Source organism: Siminovitchia fortis (genome assembly GCF_007681465.1).
GTDB lineage: Bacteria > Bacillota > Bacilli > Bacillales > Bacillaceae_C > Siminovitchia > Siminovitchia fortis.
In genome coordinates, this window is sequence record NZ_VEKZ01000017.1 from 15,666 (window position 1) to 29,277 (window position 13,612).

Annotated in this window: 14 protein-coding genes and 1 tRNA gene; 13 read left to right on the forward strand and 2 right to left on the reverse strand. The window is 46.1% G+C overall.

Going from position 1 to position 13,612, the window contains the following annotated elements; translation table 11 throughout:
* Positions 1 to 2 precede the first annotated feature (2 nt).
* Together whiA and FS666_RS07875 are read left to right on the forward strand one after the other, a co-directional pair.
* Positions 3 to 962, forward strand: coding sequence for a DNA-binding protein WhiA (gene whiA / locus FS666_RS07870; RefSeq protein ID WP_144461285.1), 960 nt, complete (start codon positions 3 to 5; stop codon positions 960 to 962).
* 28 nt (positions 963 to 990) lie between these two features.
* On the forward strand, positions 991 to 1,248 hold the full coding sequence (locus FS666_RS07875; RefSeq protein WP_120071089.1) for an HPr family phosphocarrier protein: 258 nt from the start codon (positions 991 to 993) through the stop codon (positions 1,246 to 1,248).
* 72 nt (positions 1,249 to 1,320) lie between these two features.
* On the opposite strand, the gene clpP is transcribed toward FS666_RS07875, so the two are convergent.
* The gene (gene clpP / locus FS666_RS07880; RefSeq protein ID WP_120071086.1) at positions 1,321 to 1,926 is read right to left on the reverse strand and encodes an ATP-dependent Clp endopeptidase proteolytic subunit ClpP; all 606 of its coding nucleotides are present in this window, start codon (positions 1,924 to 1,926) and stop codon (positions 1,321 to 1,323) included.
* Between the two features lie 232 nt (positions 1,927 to 2,158).
* On the opposite strand from clpP, the gene FS666_RS07885 reads away from it, so the two are divergent.
* A tRNA-Arg gene (locus FS666_RS07885) sits at positions 2,159 to 2,230 on the forward strand.
* A 524-nt stretch (positions 2,231 to 2,754) separates the two neighbouring features.
* Here the strand turns inward: FS666_RS07885 and FS666_RS07890 are convergent.
* Positions 2,755 to 3,072: a CotD family spore coat protein gene (locus tag FS666_RS07890; RefSeq protein WP_120071084.1), complete on the reverse strand. Its 318-nt coding sequence runs from the start codon at positions 3,070 to 3,072 to the stop codon at positions 2,755 to 2,757.
* 231 nt (positions 3,073 to 3,303) lie between these two features.
* Between FS666_RS07890 and rpoN the strand changes: the two genes are divergently transcribed.
* The 10 genes from rpoN to FS666_RS07940 all read left to right on the forward strand — a co-directional run bounded on the left by rpoN (position 3,304) and on the right by FS666_RS07940 (position 13,606).
* On the forward strand, positions 3,304 to 4,644 hold the full coding sequence (gene rpoN / locus FS666_RS07895) for an RNA polymerase factor sigma-54 (protein WP_144461286.1): 1,341 nt from the start codon (positions 3,304 to 3,306) through the stop codon (positions 4,642 to 4,644).
* A gap of 3 nt (positions 4,645 to 4,647) precedes the next feature.
* The gene (locus FS666_RS07900) at positions 4,648 to 4,890 is read left to right on the forward strand and encodes a glutaredoxin family protein (RefSeq protein WP_120071077.1); all 243 of its coding nucleotides are present in this window, start codon (positions 4,648 to 4,650) and stop codon (positions 4,888 to 4,890) included.
* A gap of 100 nt (positions 4,891 to 4,990) precedes the next feature.
* Positions 4,991 to 6,019, forward strand: coding sequence for a sugar-binding transcriptional regulator (locus FS666_RS07905; protein WP_144461287.1), 1,029 nt, complete (start codon positions 4,991 to 4,993; stop codon positions 6,017 to 6,019).
* 4 nt (positions 6,020 to 6,023) lie between these two features.
* Positions 6,024 to 7,031 carry a type I glyceraldehyde-3-phosphate dehydrogenase gene (gap, locus tag FS666_RS07910; protein WP_144461288.1) on the forward strand — a complete coding sequence of 336 codons (1,008 nt, stop codon included), beginning with the start codon at positions 6,024 to 6,026 and terminating at the stop codon, positions 7,029 to 7,031.
* Positions 7,032 to 7,169: 138 nt separating this feature from the next.
* The gene (locus FS666_RS07915) at positions 7,170 to 8,351 is read left to right on the forward strand and encodes a phosphoglycerate kinase (protein WP_144461289.1); all 1,182 of its coding nucleotides are present in this window, start codon (positions 7,170 to 7,172) and stop codon (positions 8,349 to 8,351) included.
* A 131-nt stretch (positions 8,352 to 8,482) separates the two neighbouring features.
* Positions 8,483 to 9,244 carry a triose-phosphate isomerase gene (gene tpiA / locus FS666_RS07920; protein WP_144461290.1) on the forward strand — a complete coding sequence of 254 codons (762 nt, stop codon included), beginning with the start codon at positions 8,483 to 8,485 and terminating at the stop codon, positions 9,242 to 9,244.
* Positions 9,237 to 10,769: a 2,3-bisphosphoglycerate-independent phosphoglycerate mutase gene (gene gpmI / locus FS666_RS07925; protein ID WP_144461291.1), complete on the forward strand. Its 1,533-nt coding sequence runs from the start codon at positions 9,237 to 9,239 to the stop codon at positions 10,767 to 10,769. The genes tpiA and gpmI overlap by 8 nt, the downstream gene beginning before the upstream one ends.
* A 137-nt stretch (positions 10,770 to 10,906) precedes the next feature.
* On the forward strand, positions 10,907 to 12,196 hold the full coding sequence (eno, locus tag FS666_RS07930; protein ID WP_144461292.1) for a phosphopyruvate hydratase: 1,290 nt from the start codon (positions 10,907 to 10,909) through the stop codon (positions 12,194 to 12,196).
* Between the two features lie 269 nt (positions 12,197 to 12,465).
* Positions 12,466 to 12,699, forward strand: coding sequence for a preprotein translocase subunit SecG (gene secG, locus FS666_RS07935; RefSeq protein WP_120071055.1), 234 nt, complete (start codon positions 12,466 to 12,468; stop codon positions 12,697 to 12,699).
* Between the two features lie 160 nt (positions 12,700 to 12,859).
* Positions 12,860 to 13,606, forward strand: a complete 747-nt coding sequence (locus FS666_RS07940) for an alpha/beta hydrolase (RefSeq protein ID WP_120071052.1) — start codon at positions 12,860 to 12,862, stop codon at positions 13,604 to 13,606.
* Positions 13,607 to 13,612: the final 6 nt, after the last annotated feature.

The window sequence follows — 13,612 nt, forward strand, 5'->3', positions numbered from 1 at the left end:
CAATGTCTTTTGCCTCGGAAACGAAAAAGGAACTTACAAATCTTCCTGTAAAGGATTGCTGCTCCAAGGCAGAGCTATCGGCGCTGATCAGGATGAATGGTTCCATATCTTTTTCCAACCGGGAATTGCTCGTGAATATTCAAACTGAAAACGCGGCAATTGCCAGAAGGATCTATACTTTGATAAAAAAGAATTATGATGCAGCGGTTGAACTGCTTGTACGGAAGAAAATGCGCCTGAAGAAAAATAATGTGTATATTGTCCGTATAAAAGAGAATGCTGAATCCATACTGAAAGATTTGATGATACTTGGCGACAATTTCATGTTAATCCGTAAAATTTCTTCTGAACTGATCAAAAAGAAATGCTGCAAAAGATCCTACATTCGAGGGGCTTTCCTCGCGGGAGGATCGGTGAATAATCCTGAGAGGTCATCCTATCATCTGGAGATTTCTTCGCTATACAAAGAGCACAACGATTCATTATGTGAACTCATGAACGAATATGGATTAAACAGCAAAACACTGGAAAGGAAAAACGGTTATATTACCTATTTGAAAGAGGCTGAAAAGATAACCGAGTTCTTGAATATCATCGGCGCCCATAATGCGCTTCTCCGTTTTGAGGATGTGCGGATTGTCCGGGATATGCGAAATTCGGTCAACAGGCTGGTCAACTGTGAAACAGCCAATCTGAATAAGACGATCGGCGCAGCCCTCAGACAGGTGGAAAACATCCGTTACATCCAGGAGACTGTCGGTCTGGAATATTTGCCGGAGCGACTCCGTGAAATAGCGGAGCTCAGGATGACCCATCAAGATGTTACCCTCAAGGAGTTGGGTGAAATGGTGTCAAGTGGACAAATCAGCAAATCGGGCATCAATCATCGCCTGCGAAAAATAGATGAAATAGCAGACAAACTTCGCTCGGGCGATCCATCTCTTTTGATCAATAAAAAATAAGTTTGTGAAAAATGAAGGAGGAAGCAAATTGGCAGAAAAAGAAGTGACAGTAGGATTGAAATCAGGATTGCAAGCACGGCCTGCGGCACAATTCGTACAGGAGGCCAACCGGTTTTCATCAGATGTCTTCATTGAAAAAGATGGTAAAAAGGTTAATGCAAAAAGCATCATGGGATTGATGAGCCTTGCAGCCGGGACAGGAGCATCCATTAAGCTGATTGCTGAAGGTCCGGACGAAGAAGATGCCATTAAATCGCTTGCGGAATTTGTAGAAAATGACAACTAATGAAGGAAAAAGGCTATCCTCATAAAAAGTCTTTTTACAGACTTCCAGGATAGCCTTTTTTCGCGTTAATTTTTATTTGTCTTTTTTCGTGATGCTCTCATTGCGGTCGATGATATGGTCGATCATTCCGTATTCTTTTGCTTTTTCCGCTGTCATGAAGTTGTCGCGGTCAGTATCGCGCTCAATGACTTCAAGCGGCTGGCCTGTGCGTTCAGCCAAAATCTTGTTGAGTTTTTCGCGCATGAACAAAATTCGTTTTGCAGCAATCTCAATTTCAGTCGCCTGCCCTTGGGCACCGCCAAGCGGCTGGTGGATCATCACTTCACTGTTAGGCAGGGCATACCGTTTGCCTTTCGTTCCGGCTGCCAGCAGGAAAGCTCCCATGGAAGCCGCCATGCCGATGCAGATGGTCTGTACGTCCGGCTTGACGAATTGCATTGTATCGTAAATCGCCATTCCGGCTGTAATGCTGCCGCCCGGGCTGTTAATGTAGATGGATATATCCCTTTCCGGGTTTTCCGCGTCAAGGAATAAAAGCTGTGCGACGATCGAGTTCGCTACGTTATCGTCTATCGCGCTTCCAAGCATGATGATCCGGTCCTTTAGCAACCTTGAATAAATGTCGTATGCCCGTTCCCCGCGGTTTGTCTGTTCAATAACTGTTGGAATTAAATTCATCTTTCTCCTCCTCTTTAAAGTGGCCAAACAGTCAGCCAGTTTTCATTGTGGTAACCTTTGTATGTAATGATATCATACAATAATGGTCAATATAGGTCAAACGATTCGATTCTTTCTTGCAAAAGAAGCATATCATACAAATCATATTAACCATCTGGACATAATTTAAACTAATTAAGGGTTGCAAGCTTTAATTTTATCGATTATAATCATATATCGTACGATAAAAATTGCCCTCGTAGTGTAACGGATAACACGCAAGATTCCGGTTCTTGAAATATGGGTTCGATTCCTGTCGAGGGCGCTAACACATTGAAGCATCAACATTTGTTGGTGCTTCATTTTAAGAAATACGTAAGGTAAAAAGAGACCGCAAGTGCTGCTAACACTTCCGGTCTTGTACAATATTTGCCCTCTTAAGAGCGGCAGGCTCAAATGGTTCGGAATAGACCATCCCTAAAAGTTTTCCAGGCTCAAGGGAGGTCTATTTCTTTTTGTCTTGAGACAGTATGGCAATTAAAGCACCGAAAGCTATCATTAGTGATAATATTGTGAATCGTCTTGTTTGCCTGCACTGGGCAAGGCGCTTGCACTTTTCTTAATAAAAAAGCCCGGGATTTCCCGGGATGAAAAAGTAAGAAAACCCTTCGTCTGAAAGGCCTTCTTCTAATATTATAAAAGGGGGTATCAGGTCGAAATCTGACCTTGTTTCCATTTTAGTGTAAAAAAATGTTTTAAACAATGCGTCCTAAGGTCCATTTTATGAAGTTTTTTCCATAAAAGAATAAACAAGCGCAAAAGCAGATAGTCCTGCTTTTACGCATTTGATTACCAGTAATGTTTCGGTTTGCATCCGCAAGGCTGTTTAGGCGGGCATACACAGTAATGTTCTTCGGAAACTGAGTTTACGACTGATTTTGTGTGCGGGTAGGAATGCATATATTTATAAGTTGTATGATTTACTTGCGTTGTATGGGAAGGATGCACTACTGGAATATAGACATCCTGGCCCACATATTCATTCAGTTGTTTTGTTGGGCTGATTTGCGCAGGCATTGTTTGGGCAGGCAGCTGCTGCGCAGGTTTGGCCTGCGGGTAGCCGCATGTGCATTTCTTATAGCAGCCGCAAGGTTTATAATGTCTCATGACAAAATCCTCCTTTTTAGAAACGTATATTAAATAGTATGTAGGACAACCGTCCAGCGAATGGACAACTACCCAGAAAGCGACAAAATAGGCAGTTCGATTTTCCGCTCTTGCGGAATTTTGTTTTTTTCGCCAAAAAGATCACAATGGGAGGATGGCAGGCGCAAATTCTAAAACTTATATACGATTTTATGATAATATAGTAAAATAGCAGGAGGGGGGATAGGATCAATGAAACTGGAACCGGCTTTGTTGCAAAAACAAACCTTGAATCTGACGATGACGCAGGAGCTGCAGCAGGCGATTACGATATTGCAGTACACCGCCCATGAATTAACAGCTTTTCTTGAAATGAAAGAAATGGAGAATCCGCTCATCCAGCTTGAATCACCAATCGTTCGATCTGTAGATCCCCGCTACGACAGAGTGAGGAAAAGAAAAGTCACCAATCCTGAAAATGATCAAAAAAAATGGCTCGAGCAAATGGCTGAGCCGACTGAGGGGCTTGCCGATCATTTGTTCTCTCAGCTGGTGATGAAAGCGCTGTCCGATTTTCAAGAAAAACTAGTTGAACAATTCATATATAATTTAGATCCGAATGGATATTTGACAATAACTGTCGAAGAAGCTGCCGCTATTACCGGTACATCAATAGAAGAGGCAGAAGAGATCTTGCAGCTTGTCCAGAGCCTTGAGCCTGCAGGGGTAGCCGCAAGGTCGCTGCAGGAATGCCTTGTGTTGCAAGCATGGAGAAGAGACGATACCCCGGAATTGGCTGTCGAGCTATTGACTGAATATTTCAATGAGTTTGCGGAGAAAAAATGGAAGGTTTTATCGGAAAAACTGGATGTCAGCCTGAAAGAAATCCAGCAGGCGGCCGATTTCATTACGACGCTGGATCCGCGGCCCGGCACCCGCTTTGATTACGAAAGGCCCCAATACGTTATTCCGGATCTCATTTTGGAGATCAATGACGGGAAGATGGAACTGCAGTTGTTTGAAAGGCATCTGCCGGCCATTCGTTATCAATCTGATTATTATAATGAAATGGCAAGCGTCGCGGATGATAAGGTGAAACAGTATTTAAATGATAAGCGCCAGGACTTCCGCTGGATCATGCGCAGCATCGAACAGAGAAAGCAGACATTGATGAAAGTGGGAATGGCGATCATTGAAGAACAGCAGGACTTTTTCCTGAAAGGTCCCCGCTTCCTCAAGCCGTTGACATTAAAAGATGTTGCTGAAAAAATAGAAGTACATGAATCAACTGTGAGCCGGGCTATCAGGGGAAAATATATACAAACGCCGAGCGGCATGCATGAACTTAAAAAATTCTTCTCCCAGGCTCTCCAGTCAAATACGGCAAGCGACGGAGAACAGGCATCGGCAGGCCAGGCGAAGGCCTTAATCAAAGGGCTCATCGACAAGGAGGACAAGGGCAAGCCGCTGTCCGACCAGGCAATTGCGAACATGCTGAAAGATAAAGGCCTCACTTTATCAAGGAGGACTGTTGCCAAATACCGGGAGCAGCTGCGCATCCCCTCATCAACAAAAAGGAAACGGTATGAGTAGAAAATGGAAGTTAACTATTATACAAGAAACAAATGCGAGCTTTGTGAAGAAGGCAAGCTGCTTTTGCAGCTGCTTCAGGAAGAATACCCTTTTGAAATTATAGAAAAGGATATCGACGCAAGCGACGAGCTGACGGAAAAATTCGGACTGATGATTCCTGTTGTTGAAATAAACGGGGAAATTGTCCAGTATGGCCGGATCGATTTGGCGGCTTTGGAAAAAGAACTGAAAGAAAATTTGAAATGACCCTATTGAACCTGCTATTATATCTGTAATGGCTGGTTCTTTTTTTGATAAAGTGGGACAAAAAACGACCCTATGGGACCGATGTGAAGAGGGGATTGATATGAAGGAGTTGCTAAAGCTCCAGCAGCAGTTGGTGCCTGACCTCCTGGATGCTATGGAAAGGCGGTATTTCGTTCTAAGGTCAATCCGGCTGACGGAGCCGGTAGGAAGAAGGCCCTTGGCCCAAATGCTGGATATGACAGAACGGGTGCTGAGAGGCGAGGTGGAATTTCTAAAAGACCGGCACCTGATTGATTTTCAACCTGCCGGTATGCGCCTCACATCGGATGGAAGAAAGCTTTTAACCAAGCTTGAAGACTTGATGAAGGAGATTATCGGAATTCATAAGGCGGAAAAACAGTTAAGCGAGCATCTCGGGATCGCAGAAACAATCATCGTTCCCGGAGACAGCGACAAAATGCCGTTAATCAAGGATGAGATCGGGAAAGCGTGCGCCCGAAGGCTGGCGGCTTTGCTTGATGAGAAAAATACGATAACGGTCACAGGCGGAACAACGATGGGCTCCGTGGCCAAAGCGCTTATGGACATAAATGTTGCGGGGAGGGAGATGTTATTTGTACCCGCACGAGGCGGTGTAGGCGGAAAAGTCAGTGACCAGGCCAACTCCATTTGTGCGGCAATGGCGGAAAATACAGGGGGCACGCACCGTGTCTTATATGTCCCGGATGAAGTAAGCGATGAGCTCCGCTCAATATTGTTAAAAGAACCGTCCATCAATAACACACTCAGCTTGATCCGGTCAGCCGATATCGTGCTGCATGGAATTGGAGAAGCAATGAAAATGGCTGAGCGGCGGAATACGGATGAAGAAAGCATGGATAAAATTATGAAGGGACACGCTGTCGGGGAAGCATTCGGCTATTATTTCGATCTTGACGGCAACATTGTGCATAAAGTCTCCACAATCGGCTTGCAGTTAAAGGATCTTCCCCGCTTCAAACATGTCATTGCAGCGGCCGGAGGAAAATCGAAGGCAAAAGCTATAAGGTCATACATGAAAAATGCGCCTAAATCAACCGTGTTGGTCACAGATGAAGGTGCGGCAGCAGAAATATTGAAGGAGGAATAAAAGTATGTCAGTAAAAGTAGGAATCAACGGTTTTGGAAGAATTGGGAGAAATGTTTTCCGGGCCGCGCTCAAGTCCCAAGAAGTTGAAATTGTAGCTGTGAATGACTTAACGGATGCCGGGATGCTTGCACATTTGCTTCAATATGATTCAGTGCATGGAACTCTTGGTGAAGAAATCTTCGCAGAAAATGATAAAATCATCGTGGGCGGCCGCAAGCTGCAGGTGTTTGCCGAAAGAGATCCGTCCCGGATACGCTGGGGAGACCTTGGTGCCGACATCGTGATTGAATCCACCGGGCGTTTTACAAAAAGGAATGACGCCGCCAAGCATTTGGAGGCAGGTGCAAAAAAAGTCATCATATCGGCTCCGGCAACAGATGAAGACATTACCATCGTCATGGGTGTGAATGAAGAGAAGTATAATCCGGAAACAGATCACATCATATCAAATGCATCCTGTACAACGAACTGCCTTGCTCCATTCGCCAAAGTATTGAATGACAATTTCGGCATTAGGCGCGGCATGATGACAACGGTCCATTCCTATACGAATGACCAGCAAATCCTTGATTTGCCGCACAAAGATTACCGCCGGGCACGGGCGGCCGCCGAATCGATCATTCCGACGACGACAGGCGCGGCGAAGGCCGTATCACTGGTGCTTCCGGAATTAAAAGGAAAATTGAATGGAATGGCGATGAGGGTTCCGACACCGAACGTCTCTGTTGTTGACCTCGTTGCTGAACTGGAAAAAGAGGTAACAGCCGAAGAGGTAAATGCGGCATTGAAAGCAGCATCCGAAGGAGAAATGAAAGGGGTATTGGGCTACTGCGATAAGCCGCTCGTTTCCCGTGACTATAACGGGGATCCGCATTCTTCCGTGATTGATGCCCTGTCCACAATGGTGCTGGAAGGAAATATGGCCAAGGTCTTGTCTTGGTATGACAATGAAACTGGATATTCGAACCGGCTTGTAGATTTGGCCGCTTATATCAAAAAAAGAGGATTATAGTCAAAAATTCAGATTTGGTATTGGATAATTCATGTATTGGCATCTATAATATAGAGGGGTGCGAAAAGAGGGAGCGGGAAAATAAACCCACTCTCTTATTTTCTGCGTTTAGAGGGACGTTAGGAGGAGGCTTACCCAGTGAAGAAAAAATCAATCAAGGATCTGGATGTCAGAGGAAAAAAAGTTTTTTGCCGAGTGGATTTCAATGTTCCGATGAATGAAGGAACCATTGCTGATGATACAAGAATTCGGGCGGCACTGCCGACCATCCGCTATTTGTCCGATAATGGGGCGAGCATCATTTTAGCCAGCCATATGGGAAGGCCCAAAGGAAAAGTGGTGGAAGAGCTCAGATTGGCTCCTGTTGCGAAAAAGCTCGAAGAGCTGCTGGGCAAGGAGATCCATTACTCCAAAGATGTAATTGGAGAAGATGTGAAAGAAAAGGCTGCCGGGCTCAAGGAGGGTGACATTCTGCTTCTTGAAAATGTACGGTTCCATCCCGGCGAGGAAAAGAACGATGAAGAGCTGGCTAAAGCGTTTGCGGGGCTTGCCGACCTTTATGTGAATGATGCATTCGGTACTGCGCACCGCGCGCATGTCTCTACAGAAGGTGTGGCGAAGCATCTGCCGTCTGCTGCGGGATTTTTGATCGAGAAGGAGCTGGAGGTTCTTGGAAATGCCCTCTCAAACCCGGCAAGGCCTTTTACGGCGATCATCGGCGGTGCAAAAGTAAAAGATAAAATCGGTGTTATCGATAATTTGCTCGATAAGGTGGACAACCTGATCATCGGCGGCGGGCTTGCCTTCACCTTCGTCAAAGCCCAAGGCTATGAAATCGGTGACTCCTTGTTGGAAGAAGATAAGATTGAGCTTGCAAAAAGCTTTATGGAAAAAGCGGATAGAAAAGGCGTAAAATTTTACCTGCCGATTGATGCCGTCGTAGCAGATGCTTTTTCTGAAAATGCGAATTCTAAAGTTGTGGACATCAACAGCATTCCGGACGGCTGGCTTGCGCTTGATATTGGACCGAAAACGGCAGAATTGTACAGCCGTGTCATCAAAGAATCCAAGCTTGTCATTTGGAATGGCCCGATGGGCGTTTTTGAAATGGAACCTTTTGCCCAAGGAACGAAAGCTGTAGCAGAGGCGTTGGCTGAAGCTGATCATACATATTCGATCATCGGCGGCGGAGATTCCGCCAGGGCGGTGGAGCATTTTTCGCTTTCCGGCCAGATGGACCATATTTCCACAGGCGGCGGAGCTTCCCTCGAATTCATGGAAGGCAAAAACCTGCCGGGAATTGCGGCGCTTGATGAATAAGAAAAGCGCAAGGCGCGCAGCCTTAGGCTTGATCCTTGCGCCGATGGCACCTGGAGCTGGATATCAAACAGAATCGATTGTAATATTTTCTGCTATCTCATCACCCGTACAGATTGAAAGGATGAAACTGCATGCGAAAACCGATCATTGCAGGTAATTGGAAAATGCACAAAACAATGGAAGAGGCGGTGGATTTTACCGAGAAGGTAAAAGGGCTTGTTCCATCGAATGCCCAGGTTGATACGGTCATTTGCGCCCCTTTCCTGTTTCTTGACCGTCTAGTGAAGGAAGTTAACGGCTATAATGTAAAAATTGGCGCGCAAACAATGCATTATGAAGAAAAAGGCGCCTTTACCGGTGAAGTCAGTCCGGCTGCGTTAAAAGGGATCGGCGTTTCCCACGTGATTCTGGGCCATTCCGAGCGGCGTGAATTATATAACGAGACGGACAATTCCGTGAATAAAAAAGTGCTTTCTGCTTTTCGATACGGCATGATTCCGATTGTCTGCGTCGGGGAATCACTTGAACAATGGGAAAACGGTGAAACGAATGAGCACGTCGGAAACCAGGTGAAAAGAGCGCTTCAAGGACTTACAGAGGAGCAGGTGAAGTGTCTTGTCATTGCCTATGAACCTATTTGGGCTATCGGAACAGGCAAATCATCGACGGCTGAAGGAGCAGACGAAGTGTGCGGCCATATCCGTCAAGTGATAGAGAACAATTTTTCAAAAGAGGCTGCTGATGCCGTTCGCATTCAATATGGAGGCAGTGTGAAACCGGAAAATATCCGTGATTTTATAAGCTGTCCAAATATTGACGGTGCGCTTGTCGGAGGGGCAAGCCTGGATCCGGATTCGTTCCTGGCATTACTGGAGGCGTCCATCAATGAGTAAATCACCAACTGCTTTGATCATCCTGGATGGTTTCGGCCTCCGAAAAGAAACAATAGGAAATGCCGTGGCTCAGGCAAACAAACCGAATTTTGACCGCTATTGGAATACATATCCGCATACACAGCTAACGGCATGCGGAGAAGCGGTCGGTCTTCCGGAAGGCCAGATGGGAAACTCGGAAGTCGGGCATTTGAATATCGGTGCCGGAAGGATTGTTTACCAAAGCCTGACAAGGGTGAATATAGCGATCCGAAATGGTGAGTTTGAAAAGAACGAAACGTTTTTGGCTGCTGTGAAAAATGCAAAAGAGAACGGGAAAAAGCTTCATTTGATGGGCCTGCTTTCGGACGGCGGGGTGCACAGCCATATCGACCATATGTATGCCCTTTTGAAACTTGCTGCCGATCAGGGCGTGAAGGAAGTGTATGTTCATGCCATTTTGGACGGAAGGGATGTCGGTCCGAAAACAGCTGAAAAATATGTTAAAGCAGCCCAGGAAAAAATGGATGAATTCGGAGTCGGAAAATTTGCCACGGTATCAGGAAGGTTCTATTCAATGGACCGCGACAAACGGTGGGATCGTGTGGAAAAAGCCTACCGGGCGATGGCATTCGGAGAAGGGCCGCTCTATTCCGATCCGCTGAAAATGATCGAAGACTCGTATACCCATGGTATTTTTGACGAATTCATGCTCCCTTCGATCATCACGGATGAAAAGGGAAAACCGAACGCAACAATCGAAAGCGGAGACTCCGTGATCTTTTTCAACTTCCGTCCGGACCGTGCCATTCAGATTTCCAACGTTTTTACAAATGAGGAATTTCACGGGTTCGACCGCGGGGAAAACAGGCCAAAGGACCTGCACTTTGTTTGCATGACCCATTTTTCCGAAACGGTGAACGGATATGTTGCTTTTAAAAACGTCAACCTTGATCAAACGGTTGGTGAAGTGATTTCAAGGGCTGGACTGAGCCAGCTGCGGATTGCGGAAACGGAGAAATATCCTCACGTTACTTTTTTCATGAGCGGTGGAAAAGAAGATGAATTCCCCGGGGAAAAGCGGATTCTGATCGACTCGCCGAAAGTGGCGACGTACGATTTGAAACCTGAAATGAGCGCTTATGAAGTAACGGACGCTCTATGTGCTGAAATTCAGGATGACCGCTTTGATGCCATCATATTGAATTTCGCCAATCCCGACATGGTTGGTCATTCAGGTATGCTTCAGCCGACCATTGACGCCATTGAAGCAGTGGATGAGTGCCTTGGACGGGTAGTAGATCTCATTTTGGAAAAAGGCGGTACAGCCATCATTACGGCGGACCACGGAAATTCGGATGAAGTGGTGACGCCAGAAGGTGCGCCGATGACTGCCCATACAACGAATCCTGTACCGGTAATCGTCACAAAGCAAGGGATTCGTCTTCGTGACGGGGGCATCCTCGCTGATCTTGCACCGACGATGCTTGATTTGCTTAATATAGAGAAGCCGGATGAAATGACAGGCAGCAGCTTGATTAATTAGAAAAGCGGAAGCGCCCGTTTAGCGACGTACAAACCGATGTTGACTTATCGAAGTGTAGGAAGGCGAAGTTTGCTAGTCGCTGGGCGCTGGAGCCAGACATAGCACAATTATTATCTTAATTACAAGGAGAGATTTCTATGCCATTCATAGCCAATGTATATGCACGTGAAGTATTGGATTCCCGCGGTAATCCAACAGTCGAGGTGGAAGTCATCACTGAATCCGGCGGATTTGGACGTGCACTCGTACCAAGCGGTGCATCCACCGGTGAATATGAAGCTGTGGAATTGCGGGACGGTGACAAAGGCCGCTACCTTGGCAAAGGTGTGGAAACAGCCGTTGAAAATGTAAATGACGTGATTGCCGGAGAAATCATCGGAATGGATGTCACCGACCAAGTCGGAATCGACCAGACGATGATTGAACTTGACGGCACCCACAATAAAGGAAAGCTTGGCGCGAATGCCATCTTGGGTGTTTCCATGGCAGTTGCCCATGCAGCGGCTGATTTGCTCGGACTTGAGCTATATCAATATTTAGGCGGATTCAATTCCAAGCAGCTTCCGGTTCCGATGATGAACATTTTAAACGGCGGAGAGCATGCTGATAACAACGTGGATATCCAGGAATTCATGGTCATGCCTGTCGGAGCGCCGAGCTTCAAAGAAGCGCTTCGCATTGGAGCGGAAATTTTCCACAGCCTGAAAGGAGTGTTGAAGGAAAAAGGTTTGAATACGGCTGTTGGTGATGAGGGCGGCTTTGCACCGAACTTGAATTCCAATGAAGAAGCATTGGAAACATTGATGGCAGCGATTGAAAAGGCAGGATATAAACCTGGAGAAGAAATCAAGCTTGCGATGGATGTCGCTTCTTCCGAGCTTTATAATAAAGAAGACGGCAAGTACCATTTAAGCGGCGAAGGCGTCGTCAGAACTTCTGAAGAGATGGTCGCCTGGTACGAGGAGCTTGTCAACAAATATCCAATCATTTCCATCGAAGACGGTTTGGATGAGAACGACTGGGAAGGTCACAAATTGCTGACTGAGCGGATCGGTTCCAAAGTACAGCTTGTTGGTGACGACCTTTTTGTAACAAACACTGAAAAGCTTGCCAAAGGAATCGAGCAGGGCGTCGGCAACTCCATTTTGATCAAGGTAAACCAAATCGGTACTTTGACAGAAACATTTGATGCGATTGAAATGGCAAAGCGTGCAGGCTATACAGCGGTCATTTCACACCGCTCCGGCGAAACGGAAGACAGCACAATCGCTGATATTGCCGTGGCGGCAAATGCCGGACAGATCAAAACGGGCGCTCCGTCCAGAACGGACCGTGTGGCAAAATACAACCAGCTTCTCCGCATTGAAGATACACTCGGAGATACAGCCGTCTACCCTGGATTGACAGCTTTTTATAATATCAAATAATAAGAAAAGTGGAAGCGCCTTGGTTAGCCCCGACAAGCACAAGACGATTCCCGAGGAGGCAGTTCTTCAGCCACCACAGGGAATCGGCTTGATCCTTGCGGGGCTAGGCGCTGAAGCTGGACAATAAAAAAAGGCGCAAGCGCCTGTTTTGGTCAGCGCGGGCAAACAAGACAATTTCCGAGGACAAATTTTTACGGCCCCTCTTGCCTTTAATGGGCTGATTATGCTACATTTAAATTATTGTTAAGGGCACGGAGGTGTGTTTTTCATTGCATGCGATCGCTATTACTTTATTGATCATTGTTTCAATCGCTTTAATTATTGTCGTTTTATTGCAATCCGGTAAAAGTGCCGGCCTTTCAGGAGCGATTTCCGGCGGGGCGGAGCAGCTTTTCGGAAAGCAGAAAGCCCGCGGAATGGATCTGGTCCTAAACCGGATCACAATCGTTTTATCTGTGTTGTTTTTCGTTTTGACTATGGCCGTTGCCTTTTTTGAAGTTTAATATGGAATGTAAACCTGGTTCGTGATGGGCCGGGTTTTTTATTTTTTTACCACAAAACAAAAAGGAATCAAGTGTGTTTATCATTGGATTGTCCCGCCATAGTTTGCTTAAAATAGGGTAAACAGATCATGAAGAAATGGACATAAAGGGGATCGATAAGATGAGAATCAAGGCTCCGGAACCTTTCACTTTTGAATCAGGAAAAAGAGCCGTGCTTTTGCTTCACGGTTTTACAGGAAACACAGCTGATGTCAGGATGTTGGGAAGGTTCCTCGAGAAAAACGGATATACATGCCATGCACCACAATATAAAGGGCACGGGGTCCCTCCAGAGGAGCTTGTCCATACCGGGCCGGATGACTGGTGGAAAGATGTCATGGACGGATATGACTTTTTGAAAACTCGGGGATACGAGGAGATCGCGGTTGCAGGATTGTCCCTTGGCGGTGTATTTTCCCTTAAATTGGGCTACACTGTTCCTGTAAAAGGAATTGTTCCGATGTGCGCACCGATGTACATAAAAAGTGAAGAAGTCATGTACGAGGGGGTACTTAAATATGCAAGGGAATATAAACAGCTGGAAGGAAAGCCGAAAGACCAAATAGACAAGGAAATGCAAGAATTTGAAAAAACGCCGATGAATACGCTGAAGTCACTGCAGCAGCTGATAGCAGATGTCCGAGATCAAGTCGATATGATTTATGCACCGCTTTTTGTTGTACAGGCAAGGCATGACGATATGATCAATCCGGATAGTGCCAACATTATATATGAACAGGCCGAATCAATTGAAAAGGATCTGAAGTGGTACGAGCGTTCCGGCCATGTCATCACGTTGGGAGAGGAAAAGGAACAGCTTCATGAAGATATCCTGCACTTTCTTGAAGGGCTTGATTGGACAGTATAGACGAGA